16 protein-coding genes are annotated in these 19627 nt (G+C 36.0%); 10 read left to right on the top strand and 6 right to left on the bottom strand.

Annotated elements, in window-relative coordinates; genetic code table 11:
• Positions 1-34: 34 nt before the first annotated feature.
• Together FTRAC_RS03330 and FTRAC_RS03325 are read left to right on the top strand one after the other, a co-directional pair.
• Positions 35-919 carry a bile acid:sodium symporter family protein gene (locus tag FTRAC_RS03330; RefSeq protein WP_013452816.1) on the top strand — a complete coding sequence of 295 codons (885 nt, stop codon included), beginning with the start codon at positions 35-37 and terminating at the stop codon, positions 917-919.
• A gap of 94 nt (positions 920-1013) precedes the next feature.
• Positions 1014-2402, top strand: a complete 1389-nt coding sequence (locus FTRAC_RS03325; RefSeq protein ID WP_013452815.1) for a sodium-dependent transporter — start codon at positions 1014-1016, stop codon at positions 2400-2402.
• Positions 2403-2521: 119 nt separating this feature from the next.
• Here FTRAC_RS03325 and FTRAC_RS03320 read toward each other — a convergent pair whose 3' ends face one another.
• Entirely contained in the window at positions 2522-4570 is a 2049-nt protein-coding gene (locus tag FTRAC_RS03320; RefSeq protein ID WP_013452814.1) for an amidohydrolase family protein, read from the bottom strand.
• A gap of 385 nt (positions 4571-4955) precedes the next feature.
• On the bottom strand, positions 4956-6056 hold the full coding sequence (locus FTRAC_RS03315; RefSeq protein WP_013452813.1) for a DUF1573 domain-containing protein: 1101 nt from the start codon (positions 6054-6056) through the stop codon (positions 4956-4958).
• A gap of 133 nt (positions 6057-6189) precedes the next feature.
• Between FTRAC_RS03315 and FTRAC_RS03310 the strand changes: the two genes are divergently transcribed.
• The 3 genes from FTRAC_RS03310 (at position 6190) to FTRAC_RS03300 (ending at position 9970) form a co-directional block, all read left to right on the top strand.
• Entirely contained in the window at positions 6190-6576 is a 387-nt protein-coding gene (locus tag FTRAC_RS03310) for a DoxX family protein (protein ID WP_013452812.1), read from the top strand.
• A gap of 1 nt (position 6577) precedes the next feature.
• Positions 6578-7546 (top strand): tryptophan--tRNA ligase, encoded by a 969-nt coding sequence (trpS, locus tag FTRAC_RS03305; RefSeq protein WP_013452811.1) that lies wholly within the window; start codon positions 6578-6580, stop codon positions 7544-7546.
• Positions 7547-7723: 177 nt separating this feature from the next.
• Positions 7724-9970, top strand: a complete 2247-nt coding sequence (locus tag FTRAC_RS03300; protein WP_013452810.1) for a Tex family protein — start codon at positions 7724-7726, stop codon at positions 9968-9970.
• A 78-nt stretch (positions 9971-10048) separates the two neighbouring features.
• Here the strand turns inward: FTRAC_RS03300 and FTRAC_RS03295 are convergent, their stop codons facing one another.
• The gene (locus FTRAC_RS03295; RefSeq protein WP_013452809.1) at positions 10049-11527 is read right to left on the bottom strand and encodes a S10 family peptidase; all 1479 of its coding nucleotides are present in this window, start codon (positions 11525-11527) and stop codon (positions 10049-10051) included.
• 344 nt (positions 11528-11871) lie between these two features.
• Here FTRAC_RS03295 and FTRAC_RS03290 point away from each other — a divergent pair, with 344 nt between their 5' ends.
• The 5 genes from FTRAC_RS03290 to FTRAC_RS03270 all read left to right on the top strand — a co-directional run bounded on the left by FTRAC_RS03290 (position 11872) and on the right by FTRAC_RS03270 (position 17561).
• Positions 11872-13092: an ATP-grasp domain-containing protein gene (locus FTRAC_RS03290; RefSeq protein ID WP_013452808.1), complete on the top strand. Its 1221-nt coding sequence runs from the start codon at positions 11872-11874 to the stop codon at positions 13090-13092.
• A 190-nt stretch (positions 13093-13282) separates the two neighbouring features.
• A complete protein-coding gene (locus FTRAC_RS03285) occupies positions 13283-15277 on the top strand; it encodes a hypothetical protein (protein WP_013452807.1) in 1995 nt (664 codons plus the stop codon).
• A complete protein-coding gene (gene alr / locus FTRAC_RS03280; RefSeq protein WP_013452806.1) occupies positions 15271-16428 on the top strand; it encodes an alanine racemase in 1158 nt (385 codons plus the stop codon). Before FTRAC_RS03285 ends, alr begins: the two co-directional genes overlap by 7 nt.
• A 16-nt stretch (positions 16429-16444) precedes the next feature.
• Positions 16445-17209 (top strand): hypothetical protein, encoded by a 765-nt coding sequence (locus tag FTRAC_RS03275; RefSeq protein WP_013452805.1) that lies wholly within the window; start codon positions 16445-16447, stop codon positions 17207-17209.
• 85 nt (positions 17210-17294) lie between these two features.
• Positions 17295-17561 (top strand): hypothetical protein, encoded by a 267-nt coding sequence (locus FTRAC_RS03270; RefSeq protein WP_013452804.1) that lies wholly within the window; start codon positions 17295-17297, stop codon positions 17559-17561.
• 62 nt (positions 17562-17623) lie between these two features.
• Here FTRAC_RS03270 and FTRAC_RS03265 read toward each other — a convergent pair whose 3' ends face one another.
• From FTRAC_RS03265 to FTRAC_RS03255, 3 genes are read right to left on the bottom strand one after another with little or no spacing between them, the layout of a single operon-like run.
• A complete protein-coding gene (locus FTRAC_RS03265; protein ID WP_013452803.1) occupies positions 17624-18994 on the bottom strand; it encodes a transglutaminase-like domain-containing protein in 1371 nt (456 codons plus the stop codon).
• Complete coding sequence (locus FTRAC_RS03260) at positions 18991-19371, bottom strand: PIN domain-containing protein (RefSeq protein WP_013452802.1); 381 nt, start codon at positions 19369-19371, stop codon at positions 18991-18993. Before FTRAC_RS03260 ends, FTRAC_RS03265 begins: the two co-directional genes overlap by 4 nt.
• Positions 19368-19583, bottom strand: a complete 216-nt coding sequence (locus FTRAC_RS03255; protein WP_013452801.1) for a hypothetical protein — start codon at positions 19581-19583, stop codon at positions 19368-19370. Before FTRAC_RS03255 ends, FTRAC_RS03260 begins: the two co-directional genes overlap by 4 nt.
• Positions 19584-19627 lie beyond the last annotated feature (44 nt).

Here is a 19627-nt window from a genome sequence, read left to right as displayed (position 1 = left end):
ATTACTATTTCTTTAGGTTTAAATAGTTTTTTACATGCAACAATCCTTTGTAGACTTTATCATGCCATTTGCCATTTCGTTTATTATGTTCGGTATTGGCTTGGAACTAAAGTTTAAAGATTTTTATAGGGTTTTCATTCAGCCAAAGGCAGTTTTTACAGGTGTTTTAAGTCAAATGGTCTTGATGCCAATCATAGCACTTGCACTCATATATTTTTGGCCAATTGATCCTATTTATAAAGTGGGATTGATGTTATTGGCGGCTTGCCCAGGGGGAACGGCTTCCAATTTGGTGACCAAACTATTGGGTGGGAGAGTGGCTCTATCCATTTCAATGACTGCATTTAATAGTTTTATTATCCTTTTTACAATTCCAGCCATTCTACAATTAAGCTTTAGTCTATTTATAGGTAAAGAGCAAACCATTGATTTGAGTTTTTGGCAAACCACTGCTCAAGTCTTCTATACCGTAATTATACCCGTATCCATTGGGATTTTAGTAAATGAATTTACTTCTGATAGCTTTACCACCCCGCTTAAAAAGCCTATGAAATATGTTTTACCTATTATTTTAATTGTTGCGCTTTTAGCTGTTGTTTTCTTGGATGAAGATAATAGGGAAGTGAATTATTTAGATCATCTGAATTTATTCATCCCCTTGATTATTTTCAATATCATTACCATGCTTTCCGGATATAGAGTCGGGAAGCTGTTAGGGTTGAAACATGAATCTAACTATACCATTGCCATTGAAATGGGCTTACAGAATAGTGTGTTGGCACTCTTTATTGCTAATCAAGTAGTCGGAGATTCTGCAATAAGCACCATGGCAATTTTGTATAGCAGTTTTTCATTCATCACAACTTTTGGTCTTGCATTCTTAATTCAAAGGCAACTAATTCCCGGTTTTAGAGTTTGATTTGACCCTTTCATAACAATTTCTTCACATCCGGACAGATTTCATATTGCGCTATTGGATTAATCCTATATATTTACGACCTAAAATTTAATACATGGCATCAAGAGGAGGTTTTTCTAACCGTTTAGGTTTTATAGCAGCAGCAGCAGGTTCTGCAGTAGGTTTAGGTAACATTTGGAAGTTCCCTTACGAAGTAGGAGAAAATGGGGGGGCTGCATTTTTAGTTATTTATTTGGCTTGTGCATTTTTAATATGTTTACCCATTATGTTGGCTGAAACAGCTATTGGTCGAAATACAAGACTAAATCCATTCGGAGCTTTTAATAAAATAGGAAACCGAAGGTGGGGATTAGTTGGTTTATTGGGTGTTTTGTCTGGCATTATGATCCTTAGTTTCTACAATGTAGTGGCAGGTTGGGCTTTCGGATATTTTATCCAAATCGGTTTTGGAGGACTTCTAAGTGAAGGTGTTCACTACGGTGATTACTTTGGCGGCTTTGTTTCTAATATAACCGACAATCTATTCTATTCGATAGGTTTCATGGTAATCACTGCTCTAATAGTAGCAGGTGGAGTCCAAAAAGGAATTGAAAGATGGACTAAGATATTAATGCCTTTATTGGTGATTATGATTGTAGGCTTGATATCTTATGGATTAACATTGGATGGAGCCATGGATGGATTGTCCTTTTATTTAGTTCCTGATTTCAGTGAAATTACAGCTAATACCTTCTATACTGCACTTGCTCAGGCTTTCTTCTCTTTATCTTTGGGTATGGGAGCGCTAATCACATATGGCTCATACGTTGGAAAAGATGACAGTATAGTAGGAGCTGCAGCTTTAATTACCATTGCAGATATCTCGATCGCTTTCTTAGCAGGCTTAATGATTTTTCCTTTAGTGTTCAGTCAGCCTACTATTGAAGCAAATGCTGGCCCTGGATTGGTTTTCTTTGCCTTACCGGGAATATTTGAAACAATGGGTAGTATTGGTCCTTTTATAGGAGCATCTTTCTTTTTGTTATTGTGTTTTGCGGCCTTAACATCTACAGTTTCTTTATTGGAAGTTCCGGTTGCTTTCGTAACGGATCAATTCAAAACCAACCGGAAGAAAACAGTTTATTTTGTTGCGACCTTTATCTTCTTCGTTGGCTTACCAACAATGCTCTCACAAGGGGCTTCTGATTTCTTTACCAATTTCACTTATTACGGAGGGGAGAGCAAAGATTTCTTTACATTGATTGAAAATGTGTTCTCAGATTTGGCATTGCCATTAGGCGGATTTTTGATAGCAATTTTTGCTGGGTGGTCTTGGAAAAATAAAGGCTTCCAAAAAGAGCTTTACTTTGGAAATGCTGCACTAGAAGGTACTTTCTTAGAGAAGATGATTTTATTTATGGTAAGATTTGTGTCACCTTTTGTAGTAGGAGCAATTTTCATTATTAGTGTCTTGCAAATCTTCTTTAATATCTCTTTGTTTTAATATTTATCAATAATATTGTCTAATAAAAAAGGCTTGCAGTTTGCAGGCCTTTTTTATTTAGTTGTCTCGTCCTAAAATAAGATTACACAATAAGTAATGTTTTGCGAGTTTTAATTAAGCTATTTTACAGCTGGTAACTTAGTAAAAGGTTCAATACCAAAGGCAGGATATATTTCAGTAGGATAATATATAGTGCCACCGCGTGAAACCATTGAGATTGTTTTAATTGCCTTTATATCTTCAATTGGATTCCCTGGGACTAAGAAAAAATCAGCCAGTTTACCTTCCTCTATAATTCCTCTATCATTATGACTCAGATACTGCGCCATATCAAAACTACCAAGTTTAACCAATTCGGCAGGGCTATAACCAAGCTGCTGATACAATTCCAACTCTCGGTGTAGTGTAAATGCACCGCCCATATCTGTTCCCGGAACAATTAGAATGTCCTTTTCTTTCATTACCTTCAAGGTTGAAACAATTTTATCATAAGCTTCTCTGTATTCTTGGTCTTCTACTGAGTCCGCTACGTTAGCTAAGGCCACTTTGAAACTTCTCTGTACATTAGCTGGCATATGATCGATGTAGTCTACAACTCCTGCTCTTATCTCACCATTTCGTCCCAGCATTAAGGCTTCATGAATTCCAAGTGTAGGATCCATCGCTACTTTGTTTTTCACCATAAGTTCTATTGTCTCCTTGATTTTTGGATCTTGGATTTCCAAGGCAGGTAGGCGCTTTAAGGCAGTAAGTCTTAATAAGGTTCGTGTATCTTCTTCTGCATCTAATACCCAACCTAGCATTACTTGGTTGATATGGGTCATTTCATCATAGCCGGCCCTAATCATGTTATTAGCATTAGAAAAGGCAGGTACGTGTCCTGTCACAAATAAGTCTAGTTCGTGTGCTTTTTTGATAATGTTAGGTGCCCAGTCACCGTTCATACTGTTGTAGAGTTTGATACCATAAAAACCTTTATCAGCATAAGTTTGTACCGCTGCTAAGGCTTCTTCCTCACTAGTTACCAAAATCCCATTATTGCTGTTAAAAGGACTTTTCCCTTCAATAAATCCTAATCTGGTAATACGTGGACCCGCTAATACACCACTTTCAATCTTTTTGATGAGTTCATCTAAAACTTCATTGTTATTACCCATATCCCTAACGCTAGTGACTCCTGCCAAAACATTAAGTAAAGCCGCATTTTCACCCATATGTGAATGCATATCGTATAAGCCTGGCACTAAGGTGCCACCGTTCCCTTCAATTACAGTTTCATTTTCCTGAGGCTCAGCATCAGCTGCTTCTATGCTTAGAATTTTATCATCTAAAATTACCACAGAGGATGGTTCACTTAATGAAAGTGTTTTAGGATTAAAAATTCTTACATTTTTAATTCTTACTTGACCGTCATAATTATGAGCAAATTGGGCTTGTAAAGATTGAAAGCGCTCGGCTCCATATTTCTCCGCCAGACCGCGCATTCGCTTTTCTTCCTGTTCAAATCCCTCCCTGATTAAAATAAAGCGGGGACTAATAAGAGCGAAGAATAGTTGCTGATCGTCTAAAATGATATAGGTAGGATTGAGGTCACTGCCAGAGATGGCATAACTTGTTAAACTAACTTCAATACTATCCGCTTTTGCTTTAAAGCTTTCCATAGCAGTAATTTTTAATTCGCCTGCCGGTAAGGCTTTAATGGTGCTATCTTTTGCATTTAATAAAACTCTTGCTCCCAAAAATGCCATATATGGGCTGCCGCCTTCGGCAATATAAAGGGCATCTGCGCTAACGCTGGCCTCACTACTTCCAGTGGCATCAGTCCAAGTAGCTTTTTTGCCTTTAAATTGAAAATGCTCATCAATGGTATTTCCAAAAGTGGTATTGCCTGAAATTGTCCAATTTACTGGAAAACCCTTTTCATTTAAGATAATGGTGTCTTTTATGCTTGGGCCTCGACCATTATCTTTATAATCGTAATCCGTAAATAGACTATCTGCGTGGCGAGATACTTTTAAATAACCTACTTCTGTTCCTCCGATGAGAACGCTGTAAGCTTCTTTTGCTGGAAGATTAGTTTCTTTACTTTTCTGTTCTTCGGTCGTGCAAGAAATGAATGAGATCATCGAGATCATCAATACAAAATAAAAAATGGAGTGTGTTTTCATAATGATTGGTTTTATGTATTGTAGATGTTTTAAAATTCAAAATCTGATAATTCCTAATTGAATAGCAACATAAAACCTTGAAATTTGTCCGATGAAGATAGTAATAAATTGTTTATAGTCAGAATATTAGAGTTGAAAAAAAATGCTTTTAAGCCATTTACTGGTAAGCTCATACTAATAAAGACTGAGGGGATCAGAGGCTTAACAATTTAATACTAGAAAATTAAAGCTATTGCTTGTCTAGTGCGAAGGATTTTTTCCTAATATAAAATGGTACTCAATGATTACTGACAGATTCTGTTTAATTTTCATTATTTAATCTGTTTTATTTAGCAAGCTTTTGTTAGCCTCCCAATGATTAGAAGATGTAGTTTTGATTTTTATATTAATCTCTCACATAAGCCTTTATAATCAAATCCTGCGTAGGAGCTGTGGGATCATTAGTAAATAAAGTAATTCTTTTAATTTGGGTGCCTCTTCTTCCCTTTGAATCGAATGTGATTTTGATTTCACCTTGTTCGTTTGGAAGATAATCCATTTTTTCTAATTCAGATACAGTGCATCCACAAGTCGTATTTGTTTTTCTTATGTTTAAAGTGTCTTTGCCTGTATTACTAAAAATAAAACTGTGGCTTAATTGTTCTCCTTCGTTAATATGTCCAAAATCATATTCCAATGATTCGAATTCAATATGGGGAGCATTGGCCAATTCTTTTTCGGTCATAGGTGGGAAGTACTCATTAATTGTTGCAATAATATTCAATGCCTTATTACTGTTTTCCACCTCATCTGTAAATAAGGTTAATGGATCATTCATGAAACCTAAATCGTTCTTGATTTTAGGTAGATAATTAACTTCAATTGAAGTTGATTTATTTGGTGGTATTACAGCGGGCAGTTTTGTGACTTTTATAAAATCTCCAGAAACAAAACGATCTAAAACAATGATGGTATCTTCCGACTGGTTATAAACTTCTACCTTCTGAGAAACAGGCTTCTCTGTAGATATGTTTCCAAAGTTGATAAACTTGCTTTTAAGTCTAATTCCACCCATTTCAGTGGAGAATTCATCTTTAATCGTCTTTGGTTTGGGATCCACATAGCCTGATATTCTTAGTAATTTGGTTTCTGGCTCCCCTGACGTCCTGACTGTAACCGTTTTGGCAAATTTCCCTGGCCGGTTTAAGGGATTGAAGGCTACTTCGATTTTTCCTGTATCTCCTGGAGATAAAGCAGATTTCAACCAGTATGGAGTAGTACATCCACAAGATGCCCTAACGGATGTTAATCTAATAGAATCCGTACCTGTATTTACAAATTTGAATGAATGTGTTACTTGACCATTGCTCTCTTCTATTGTTCCAAAGTCGTACTTTTCTTCTAAGAATGTGATTTTAGCGGTATTATTTTGTGCATATACCGAAATGTGGATAAAAAATAGAAAAACAATAGCAATTGAACTTTTTAGCAAATGAATATTCTTCATAAATTCGTTTTTTAATATAAACGAAGATACACATTTCTTCACTTTTTTTCATCCCTTAATTTTATTTTGATTGCAAATTAAGTAGGGATTAAAGTGTTTGTTAAGTGCTCAATTTTCTATAACAATAATCAATATGCCGTTTAAGAATTTAAGTTTGTTGATACTTCGATTAGCTGGTGGACTCATGATGCTTACTCATGGTTATCCTAAATTCAGAAAATTACTTTCTGGTGATTTTAGTTTTGCAGACCCTATTGGTTTAGGTGAAGAATTTAGTTTAGTTGCCACCGTTTTTGCAGAATTTATTTGTTCAATTTTAGTAGCTTTAGGACTTTACACCCGTTTGGCAAGTGTCCCTATTTTGTTTACAATGCTAATTGCGGCTTTGGTGGTTCATAGTGGTGACCCGTTTGGAAAGCAGGAGCTTGGCTTACTATATGCAGCAATTTTTTCAATTACAGCTTTAAATGGAGGTGGTAATTATAGTTTAGATAAAATCATTAGAAAGAAAAATATATAAAATGTCAAGAATTTTAACTGGTATTCAAAGCTCTGGAAAACCACACTTAGGAAATTTGCTGGGAGCTATTATTCCAGCTATTAAATTATCCCAAGACCCCAAAAATGAAAGCTTCTTTTTTATAGCTGATTTGCATTCATTAACCACCATTAAAGATGCTGAGGTACGGAAGGATAATGTCAATGCAGTAGCGGCTGCTTGGTTGGCTTTTGGCTTTGATACGGATAAAAATTTATTTTACAGACAATCTAAGGTACCTCAGGTAACGGAATTGAACTGGTATATGAGTTGTTATACGCCTTTCCCTATGTTAGCAAATGCTCATTCCTTCAAAGATAAATCTGATCGTTTGGCTGATGTGAATGCTGGCTTATTTACATATCCTGTATTAATGGCTTGTGATATCATTTTATATGATGCTGACATAGTTCCTGTGGGCAAAGATCAGAAGCAGCATTTGGAAATGACTCGTGATATAGCAAGTGCTTTCAATCATCGATATGGAGATGTTTTTGTGCTGCCAGAGGCTAGAATTGATGAGCAAATCATGACAATCCCTGGTACTGATGGACAGAAAATGAGTAAATCCTACGGCAACACTATCGATATTTTCCAGACAGATAAAAAGCTAAGGAAAAATGTGATGCAGATTATCACAGACAGTACACCAATGGAAGAGCCAAAAAATCCTGATAAATGTAATGTATTCAATATCTATAAATTACTGGCTTCAGATGAGCAAATAGCTGAAATGAGAAGAAATTATGAAGGCGGTAATTATGGCTATGGTCATGCTAAACAAGCCCTTTTTGAATTGATAGTGGAAAAGTATGCTAAAGAAAGAGAACTTTATAATCACTATATGGAAAATTTAGATGAGCTTCATAAAAAGTTGGAAAAAGGCGAAGCAAAAGCTTCCGAAATAGCAAGCAAGACATTGGGTAGAGTACGGAAAGTATTGGGATATTAAAGGAGAACCTAGAGTCTAGAGTCTAGAGTCTAGAACCTAGAGTTTAGAAACTGTTATTAAGATATGGATAGTTCTTCAATTTAATTAAGTACAAAAACAAAAACTTTCAATTAAACTCTTCCTAAAATCATAAATCCACAGTCTAGAATCTAGGTTCTAGAATCTAAAATCTAAAATATGGATCACATAATTAAAATTGCAGGGGAATTAAATGTGCGTCCCCAACAAGTAAAATCAGTAGTAGAATTATTGGATGGCGGTGCTACGGTGCCTTTTATTTCCCGCTACAGAAAAGAAATGACTGGTAGTTTGGATGAAGTAGCTGTTGCTGATGTCCGTGACCGTGTGCAACAATTACGCGATTTGGACAAAAGGAGGGAAGCTATCTTGAAATCTATAAAAGAACAGGAAAAACTAACTCCTGAGCTGGAAAAGGAAATTAATGCAGCGGAGACTATGGCTAAGCTGGAGGATATTTATCTTCCCTATAAGCCTAAGAGAAGAACCAAAGCGACCATTGCAAGAGAAAAGGGTTTGGAACCTTTAGCTAAGCTTATTTTCGAACAAGCAAATATTGACTTAGAGCTTGAAGCTGGAAAGTATATTGATGAGGAAAAAGCAGTGGCTGATATTGAATCTGCATTGCACGGAGCAAGGGATATCATTGCAGAATGGGCAAATGAAAATGCAGAGCTAAGAGAAGACATCAGAGAATTATTCTTGGAAAATGGAAAATTTCGATCAAAAGTTTTAAGTGGGAAAGAGACTGAAGGGCAGAAATATAAAGATTATTTCGAATGGGAAGAAAATGTTAAAACTGCTCCTTCTCATAGGATTTTAGCCATGCGAAGAGGAGAGAAGGAAATGATCCTGATGTTGGACATCAGTCCGGAAGAGGAAGATGCTCTTTTCATAATGGAGAAACATTTTGTGAAAGCGGATAATGAAGCAGCTCAGCAAGTGAAAATCGCATTATCAGATGCTTACAAAAGGTTATTGAAACCAAGCATGGAAACTGAAATTCGTATTTTCACTAAGAAAAAAGCGGATGAAGAAGCAATCAAAGTTTTCTCTGATAACTTAAGACAATTGCTTTTAGCTGCTCCAATGGGTCAGAAAAATGTAATGGCCGTAGACCCTGGTTTTAGGACAGGATGTAAGCTAGTTTGTCTGGACAGACAAGGTAAATTATTATTTAATGAAGCCATTTATCCACATGAGCCGCAAAGACAAACCGCCAAGGCAGCAGCTTTGATATTGCAATTAGTAGAGAAATACAATGTAGAAGCAATTGCCATAGGAAACGGTACTGCAGGTAGAGAAACTGAAAAATTTATTAATTCCATAGGTTTACCCAGTTCAGTGACCGCTGTAATGGTAAACGAAAGTGGGGCTTCCGTTTATTCGGCATCTGAAGTAGCTAGAGAGGAATTTAAAGATTACGATCTGACAGTTCGTGGAGCAGTATCTATTGGCAGAAGATTAATGGATCCTTTGGCTGAATTGGTTAAAATTGATGCGAAATCTATAGGAGTAGGACAGTACCAACATGATGTTGATCAGAATTTATTAAAAGCGGGCTTGGATGATACAGTTGTTAGTTGTGTGAATAATGTGGGTGTTGAATTGAATACAGCGAGTAAGCAATTATTAACTTATGTTTCTGGTTTAGGACCTTCCATAGCAGAAAATATAGTGAAATATAGAAATGAAAATGGTGCTTTCAAGAGCAAAGAAGAATTGAAGAAAGTGCCACGTTTAGGAGATAAAGCCTTCGAGCAGGCTGCTGGTTTCTTGCGCATTAGTGACGCTACAAATCCATTAGATAGCAGTGCTGTTCACCCAGAGCGTTATGATTTAGTTAATAAAATGGCTAAGGACGTCCAGGCTTCCATAACTGATTTGATGAGTAGCAAAGAATTGCGTGAGAAGTTGGATATGAAGCAATATGTAACAGAAACTGTAGGTCTTCCAACTCTGCAGGATATTATGCAGGAATTAGCTAAACCAGGTCGCGATCCACGTGAACAATTTGAAGCTTTTTCTTTCACTGAAGGCATTAATGGAATCAAGGATTTAAAAGTAGGGATGAAATTGCCTGGTATTATTACTAATATTACCAATTTTGGTGCATTTGTGGATGTAGGTGTTCATCAGGATGGATTGGTTCATGTAAGCCATATTGCAGATAAATTTGTAAGCAATCCAGCTGAAGTGGTCAATGTGGCGCAAAAAGTAGAAGTAACCGTTTTGGAAGTGGATGAGGGCAGAAAGAGAATTTCCTTCTCTATGAAGAAAGATCCTTTCAAGCAACAATCTAAAGAGGAGAAACCAAAAGGTAAATTTAAAAGGAAAGCTGAAGAAAAAGCTCCAGAAGGTGATTTGCAAGCTAAATTAGCAGCATTGAAAGGTAAATTTGGTTGATTTGGTGTAATTCATAGAATAATGTTGGTTAGATTTCTTCCATATGGCTCAAAAATAAGCCATATGGAAGAATCAAATTTAATATTTAGCAGGTGTTCCTGCAGTTGGTAAACTTTTCTTAATAAATTCTCTTATATCCTCATTTGAGGTAGCCAAATCTTCACTTCTTAAATACATCATATGGCCGCTTCGGTATCCTTTAAATGAAAGTCGGTCTTTCATCTTTCCGCTTGGATCAATGTGCCACATCGTATACTTTGCATCAAAATAAGTAGTAGCACCATCGTAGTATCCACTTTGCACCATGGTATGTAAATAGGGATTCTGAGCCATAGCTTGTCTTAAATTTTCGCCTGTATTGTCATTGCTATTATCCCATGGTCTAACCGGCCCGAACATATTGTATTTTATATCAGTTTTGTAGTTCAGAACATTGGGAAAGTAATAATTTATGGCTGGAGTAAATGAATGTAGCCAAGAAGTTAGTTCAGAGTTGAAATCGGGTCTTGTGCCTGCATCAGTCCTATCAATACCTTTGTAGCGTGAATCTAATCTCCCTATAGTATAGCCTTCTTCTCTAAGTAGTTCTTTCCAAAAGAAAGAAGTTGGAACATCTAAATTATGCTGTGCAATTACTTTTTCTGACAGACCTGAATATTTACTGAAATTTTCAATCGCTTTCTTCTTTTCATCTTCCGAAACCCATGCTCCCTTGGCTATAGCCGGAAGGAGATGATTAAGTGTATAAGATTCAGATTCTGCTAGTACTTCATCTAAATCTTTCTTTTGTAGTTCGGAAGGCAATTTTTCATGATACCAAGCTGCTGCTGTGAAATAAGGTAATCTATTTGCTGCTTCAACAGCACCTGACCGTTCAATGCCTAATTCAGTTGGGGATACCAAAATCACTCCATTTAAATACATCCACTGACTATTTTGCAATTCCAAAGCTAAGCCTGAAACCCTAGTTGTGCCATAGCTTTCCCCAATTAAATATTTTGGGGAGTTCCATCTATTTGCTCTTGTTACAAATGTATTCAACCATTCCGCTAAGTATTCAATATCTTGATTAACACCGAAAAATGTTTCTTTTTTGGTTTCGGGATCTAAAATTCTTGAATAACCCGTGTTGACTGGGTTTACATAAACAATGTCTGCTACATCTAAAACAGAATGCGGATTGTCTTTTATTCCATAGGGTTGGATAGGATATCCTTCATCATCTATATTTAGAATTTTAGGACCAGTATAGGCTAAATGCATCCAAACGGAAGCTGAACCTGGGCCTCCATTAAAGGAAATAACCAAAGGTCTTTTTCCCATATTTGAAACATCTGACCGCTTATAATAAGTGTAATGAACAGCTGCAATGGGTTTGCCGTCCTTGTCCCAAACGGGTTGCGTTCCTGTCCGAGCTGAATAGGATATTTTCTGTCCTTTTATAGTTACCTGATGATTGGTAACCACCTCTTTTTCAGCTTCTAATTTTCTCTCTTGAGAATAGGACTGGTAACTTAGCATTAAACCAATCATTAATAATAGTATAATTCTTCTCATATATTTAGCTTTTTTATTTAGATCAAATTAGCACCTTTATTCCAAACAATGAAGTACTTTATTTTATATGAACTAATAGGTTTATGAACGGTTTAGAAGAACATAGACTCTAAACGCAAGGCTTAGCATGATCTTCCCATGTTTCGATCTTCATATTTGGCATCTATTCAACACTTAAGACCCTTTTCTTAGCACTCCAGGTAGCCAAACAGTTCGATTCTATCTCCCGACTTCCTAGCTTGTCATATTTACAGATAACATAGTATTATATCGGACTTGGGAATTTTATAGTTTATATTAACTAATTACTATAAATCAATACTAAACTAAAAACTATAAAAACTATGGCAAATTGTTTTGCACTAATGGGTTGGAGTTTACCCGTGATCGAAAGTATGCAAAAACTCAACAAACCTTATGTAGTGGTATCATTTCCTGATTTCGAGGAATATGCTAAAGAACATGATATTCCATTTGTTGCTTATCAATTTGATGAATGGAGTGATACCTCCAATTCTTTAGATTTACATGAGAAATTAAAACCCTTTAATGTGGACGTAGCTGTTCCGCTTTTTGAAGAAACAGTGGAATGGGCGGGTGCATTAAACTCTATTTATAGAGATGATCCTCGTGTATTAAACCGTGCATTTTTATTTAGAAATAAAGCCATGATGAAGCGTAAAGCTTTAATTGGTGGTTTACGTGTAGGGTTATTTGAAGAGGTTTATAATAAAGAAGGTGTTAAAGCCTTTATGAAACGATTGAATCAGGCTAATCTCCAAATTGATGGAGAAGAAGATAGCTGGGTTCATATTAAACCATTTGCATCCGCAGGTACTGTAGGACACCGTCTATTGCGTTCGCAGGCTGACATAGAAGAAAAATGTGAAGAGGACGATTTTCCATGTTTAGCGGAAAGCCACTTACCAGGAAGAGAATTTTCTTGCGAGGCCTTTGTGCATAAAGGAAAAATCAGATTCCTAAATATCACGGAATATGTAAAATTAGGCTATTCTAATTTTATTCCAGAAGGGAATTATCTGCATACCAAGCGCGAAAAAATCATGAAAGAGATGCAGAAATTAGTAGATCTATTTGGTATAGAATATGGTATGATTCATCCGGAATGGTTCTTGACCGAAGACGATACATTGAGTTTTGGCGAGGTGGCCTGCAGAATTCCAGGCGGTCATATCCTAGAATTAGCTGGGAAAGCATATGATTTTGATGCTTTAGGAGCATTTGTTTTATGCCATGACCCTAATTTATCAGAAGAAGAATTGAATGAAGTATTACCTGCTCCTGATGCCAGACCTAAGAATTTCTACGGAAATGTGATGATTTATCCTCATAAAAATTCTATTTCCAAACTAGAGATTCCAGAAGAGCTGAAAGAGGAGCCTTACTTCTTAGACCATAATTTGGTACCTCCAATGACTACACAGAAAATTAGTGATAGAGCTGGTTTCGGGAACCATTTTGGTACAGTAAACTTTAAAGGAGAAGATCCTGATAGAATGACAGAACTGTTATTACATTATGAAAACGTAGATTTCTATCATTAAGAAACAAATATGTGGTGCAAGCATCTTGCCTGTGTCCCACTTATTTAAAATCAAAAATTAGCGCAAGCATCAACTTGTGCTAATTTTCTTTACTTTCATATTCTAAGCATTATTTGATGCGAAATTGAATATTAATAACGCTTGTCATTTTTTATCTTTGGCAATGAATCTTATAAATTTTTAGAATCCCATGGGGAATCAAACATTAATTGATAATAGTAATCAAAAATTACAAGAACTATTAGAGGAGTTCTCCTCTGCGACTTCCTTAACAAGACCGGAGAAGGCGAACCGTCTAATGGGACAAATCGATATTTTAAGTGATTCTGTAGAAGGATTAGCTTTAGTATATGATTTGATTGAAGAAATATCTGAAGGTGGTATTTTTAATGAATCGCCTTGGGCTGATCCTTCTAAATTGGTTGCAGGCTTAGTAAATGGAACTTTGAAAAGCGGTCATCCTAACTCCACAATTGAACTTTTAAGTGAACTCAGATTACTCGCAATAGCAAAAGGCGATTACAAAACAGATATCATTTCTGCAGAAGATGCTGAAGGTTTCATACAGGAGGTAATCGTAGCAAATTTAGAATTTGTTTTCAACGATCCTGTAGAAGAAACTCGCCTTACCATGAGCGAGCATGAATTACATAAGGTTCACAATCTTTTCAATTTTCTTTCTCAGCATATTCATCTAGATGATGTAAAGGAAACATTGGCAGAAGAACTTACGCTGATTTGTGAACAAAGACCCGTAGTTACCGAGAAGCAAAGAAAAATTATTGCTTTAGTTAAGGAGAAAATAGAACTAGATCCTAATAAGGAGGGAGACCAAAAATTATTAAGTTTTCAGCGATGCATTTATAGACCAACAAACAATACTGAAGGTAAAAATGTGACTGAATATCAAGCAGTGCTAGAGAGCTTAAATAACACAGAGCTTTATATTGAGTCAGAAGAAATGGGGGAATCAATGCTGAAATATGGCTTGGTCAGTCAATATCATGCTGTAATACTAAAGTTTTTAATTGAAAATGAGCATTTTCAAACTGTTCCTGTCGCATTAGGATTAACGCCTGTAGGTGAAACGAGATGGAATGAGCTTACAGAATATCTATCTGATCTAATCCTAAAAACTGTCCATATTTACAATGCACAATGTATCTATGGTTTGGCTAAGATGCTTGAAAATGGTACCATTGCAAGGGAAGCTGTAAGATCTGGCTTATCTAATCTAAGTGGAATCAAGATTCATCCTCACGTAGAGGAAAGGATATTGAAATCTACTAGAAACCCACATCAGGCAGTGAGTGCTAGACAATATTTGATTGGAGCGCTCTTTAGAATATTAGGACAGCCATTAGGTGTTGGTCAAGGAAACAATCCTACCTGCCAGAGTGCCCGAGGGATTAGCATGTGGAGTCAACATGCTCCTGCTAAATTGATCAACATGGTGCAAACGGCAGCAGTTACAAATGATATTACTTTCCGCTTCGAAGGACAGGAAATCAAAGCATCTGTGACCGGGCAAGGTTTAGTACAAAATCTTGATTATAATTTGGATGCAGTCTCTGTCACGCTTGTACCAATGTTAGACAGAATCTATAATGAGATGATGTTGCGTGGCTCAGGAAGAGCGGAGGATCCCCATAAATGGGTTAACCCAGCGCTTTATGGACAATGGATTCAGATTGGATTTGCCTCAGCATATGATTATTTCTCCAATGCAATAGTCGATTTTGATGGTTTTGTAAGAGTTTTTTATGCCATGTGTCACCCTAATTATAATGGAGGACATAAATTAATTTATCCAAATCCAGTTGGGATTTTTATAACAAGTTCAAAAGGTGAGATGTTAGGCTTTCATGCAGTTTCATTATTGAGAGTTGACAAGGATCCATCAGGAGAATATAGAGCTTATTTTCTTAATCCTAACAATGAAGGGCGACAGGACTGGGGCCAGAATATTAAACCGTCAGTATTCGGAAATGGAGAGTATCACGGGGAATCATCTCTTCCATTGCATCAATTTGCTGCAAGAACTTATGCATTCCATTTCAATGATTTGGAAGCAGAAAATATGGTAGATAATATACCTGCCTCAGAAGTAGAAAAAGTTAAAACATTAGCAAAAGATAGCTGGGGGAAATCATATACCTGGCTGGAAACAAAGAAAAAATGGTAAAACACTCTTCGAGAATAGAGCTGAAACAATCAGCCTTAAAAGCAAATATTAATTTTATAAAAAAGAAGATAGGAAAGAACGCTATCCTATCTTCGGTGGTCAAAGCTAATGCCTATGGACATGGGATTGAGTCTTTTGTGCCCATGGCTGAAAAAGCTGGCGTGCACCATTTTTCTGTAGCTTCGTCTTTTGAAGCAGAAGAGGTGCTCAATGCTTGCCACGAGAAAAGCGAGATCATGATCATGGGGATAATCTATGAAGAGGATATCCCGTGGGCAATTGAAAATAATATTGAGTTTTTTGTTTATAACTATGACAGATTACCTATCACTCTAGAAGCAGCTAAAAAAGTTGGGAAATCAGCTAAAGTCCATATAGAAGTAGAAACAGGCGCAAACCGGACAGGCATGCCTGCCGAAGAATTCCCCAAAGCAATTAGCTTCTTAAAGAAAAATAAGGAACATGTTGTTTTTCAAGGATTGTGTACACATTTTGGAGGTGCTGAGAGTTTGAGTAATCAGTTCAAAATCGATAAGCAAAAAGCAAAGTATAAAGAGTTTCTTAAAATCTGCAGGGATAAAAAGTATGAGCCCAAAATTAGACATATTGCATGTTCGGCAGCTGCTTTAGCTATGCCAGATACGGTTTACGATTTGGTAAGGGTGGGGGTTGCTCAATATGGTTTTTGGCCTAGTCCTGATATATACTATCATCATTTACAAGAAACAGATAAGAAATCCGATGGTGCTTTAAAGCGTATTTTTAGCTGGAAAACGGATATTATGGATATTAGAGATGTACCTGAAGGAGATTTCATTGGTTATGGAACAGCCTTTCAGGCCAGCCATAAAATGAAAATAGCAGTAATGCCATTGGGTTACTCTAATGGCTATCCCAGAGCACTTTCTAATAGGGGGTATGTTTTGATTGCTGGGAAAAAAGCACCTATAGTGGGATTGATTAATATGAACTTATTTATGGTAGACATAACTCATATACCTCAAGCAAAAGTGGGTGATGAAGTGGTACTCATTGGAAGGCAGAAGAATAATGTTATTAATGTAAGTAGCTTTACTAATTCTACCCAATTGTTAAATAATGAAATGTTAAGTAGATTGCCTTCGGCAATACCTAGGACTATTGTACGATGATTGAATAATTTAAATCATGAACTATACAACTTTCGAACATACCGTTATAAAAGAGCTTGAAGAACGAGCTGGGGATGTTTTGTACTTGAAAGATATAGCTCCATATTTTATTTCAAAAAGTTGTCTGCAGATTTCTACTTATACACAAACTGCCTACATTCAATTAGGTGATAATATGCAATCAGCATTGTCAGAATATTTTCAGTTGGTTGTGTTTTTAAAAAAGTTAGAAGAAAATGGATCTTGTTTTTCTATTCCCTATACTCCTTTACAAGATAATTTAATTATTATTGGTAATCGTGATTTTCAAGATTATCAACAACAAACCATTGCAGATAGTGACTTATTGATTCAGTTATTTCAATATGCGGGTAAGAAATATGTGATTGCACCCAAAGCTGGTCAACCAGAACAAATTTCTAAAGGAGGGTTGAAGGCTAATTTCCTCATTCCTGGTATTATTTTATTACTGTTATTCATTTTTATAGGCGCAATTGGTTATCAATCATATGTTGATAGTAACAGAATAAGACTTAAACAAGAAGCAATTGGTAATGATTTAGAGAAGCAAACTCTAAAAATTGGTTTGCTTTCCAAGCAAATTCAAAATCAGGAATTGAGACGAAAGGAGAATTTGACAAAATTTCAAAAGAAGATTAACGAAATCAATACCTTATTAGAGGGTCATAATAGTAGACTTAGCAACATAAATTATTGGAATAGAAGGCAATCTATATACATTGAAAAATTGATCCAAGTTTTGGAAAGAGATTCTATTTAGTCTAGATTTTTTTTAACCTTTTAATTGCGTTAAGGTCATATTTCCCTAACTTTCCCTATCAATAATCATAACCAATTAACTAACTATGAAAATATTAGGAAAATTTAAGTCAATGAGTCGAATTGCTTTAGTTACTATTTTCTTTTTATCAGCTACATTGATTTCATGTGGAGGTGAGAAAAAAGAGGCTGCATCTGAGGAGGAAGAAACAGAGGAGGTAATGCAAATGGAAGAAGAAACAGGAAGTGAGCACCCTACTGATGGAGATCATGAACATCCTTCTGATGGTGAGGATTCTGATTCAACGAAGGAAGAACATCCTTCTGGTGGAGGCGAGCACCCAAGCAACTAATTTTTACAGTTAAAGCGGTCAAATAAATAACCTAGAATATTTAATTCTGGGTTATTTTGTGCTTAATTTATGTTTCTTCTTTCAAAACTGAATTTAGCGTTACTTACCTGGCTTTCACCATCCACTTCAAAGATTGGGTATGCCATAAACTTTACTGGACTTGATTGAGGGGCAGGTTCAAATCTCAAGTCACGCCCTTTAGTAAACTCAATTCTATTGGCTGGGTGCCTTCCAAAGTAGTAGGTTGCCAAGGCAGTGTACTTGTTGCCTTCACTAATATCTACAGGCCACCATTTATCTTCTGCATAGAACTCTGCCCAGCAATGATAACCATTGATACCACCTTCATCTCGGTCAGATGGAATAGCTGCACCGATGGCAAAACGCGCTGGAATATTGGCTGTTCTAGCTAAGGAAATGAAGAGTGAATGAAATTCCGTACAATTTCCAGTTTTGGAATCACATGCATAAACAGCATCACCCGTTCCATATTTTATATTTTTTGCATAGCGCATATTGTCAATAATATAGTCGTAAATTGCTCGTGCCTGAATAAGCTTATTGTCATTTTCCATGCCAGCAGTAGCTTCCGCAACTATTTCTTTGAATCGATCTGTGCCAACCGGCATCAACACATTCTCATTCAAATATTTAACTAAATTTGGATTTTCTTCGGAATATGCACTTTTCTCTCTTCTTATGACTTGATAAGTTATTCGAACTTTTTTATTGCTGTGCTCTTGATTCAATTGTAGAAACAATACTTTATTTCCGAATTCAGTCTCCTTTAGCATTTCATCCTCGCCATGGATTTGCATACTTTTTATTTCTATGTCCTGAAATTTATCAGATTGAGCTATGGGAATCCATACCTTAGCTTCATTTTTAATGTTAGGTAAAGTAGTTTCATAATAAAATTCAAACTCATCTTTTTCTTCAATTACTCCTAGCAATTCGTTTGAGGCTGATTCAATAGGTACTCTATGCCAGGTTTTATCTTTCTTTTGCTTCCAGCTGTAATAGGGCTTTCCATTTAACTTGTGAACTGTCGTTTCCGTAACATCCATGGCACCAGGCTTTCCTTCCATGAAAAAATCCACATCATAGACATCACCTTTTTCATCTGCTAAATCAACGCAAGCAAAATGCCGGTTTGGTCCTAGATTGGAAAGATATTCCGTATGGACTCTTACAAGTTTTAATCGCAATTCCTTATTCTCATCTTTCACATGAAAATAGCCATCAGCCTCTTCAGTTTTATTTTGGATATAGTGTTTTATTCCCGTTTCAATATCTGCTATATCAACTGTAGGAACTGGCTTGCTTATTTCATTATTATTGGACTTCTTTTCTTTCGAGTTTTGTTTTTCACCGGGTTGACAAGCAAATAGAAAAAAAGAAATTAGTAATAGGAGGGAAGTGTTCTTTATCATGAAATTTGTTTATTTTCGATTATATCAATCGCTTTATTCAATTTTTTATCTAAAGACCAAAGTGCATAATCATGTTTTAAGGCTGCTGCCAATAAATAAGTGTCTATCAAACCAACGCCAGAATTATAAAATTTAAATTCATGGAAAAGTTTACCAGCCTCAATAAACAACTCTTCTTCATTTATTTTCGGTAAACTCTCCCAGAAACCTATTATGATTTCATGTTCTCTTTTATTCTTTACTCCTTGTAGTAATTCGCCAAAAACAGCACTAATGGCTACAACATGTTTCTCTTTTAAATATTTAGGAAGAACATCTCGATAATGCTCATTACCCTTGAAATATTCAATCCAAACAGAAGTGTCCACTATAATCATCTGGACCTGTTTATTTTGCGAATTCCGTCAGCAGTAAATTTATCATTCCAAACTAAAGGGTTTTCATTTACCTGATCAATAAGGTCATCTACCTTTTTCTCGTTAAGGTATTCATTAAGCGCGATGATTAAACTTTCAGTGATATTTTTGCCACCACTTTTAGCCTTTACCTTTTCTATTAATTTATCTGGTATTAAGGCGGTAACTTTCATAGTGCATTTAGTTTTGGTTTACACATCAAACATACGATATTGTA

This window comes from Marivirga tractuosa DSM 4126 (assembly GCF_000183425.1).
Lineage (GTDB): Bacteria > Bacteroidota > Bacteroidia > Cytophagales > Cyclobacteriaceae > Marivirga > Marivirga tractuosa.
This window is presented reverse-complemented; position numbering and strand designations above follow the sequence as displayed.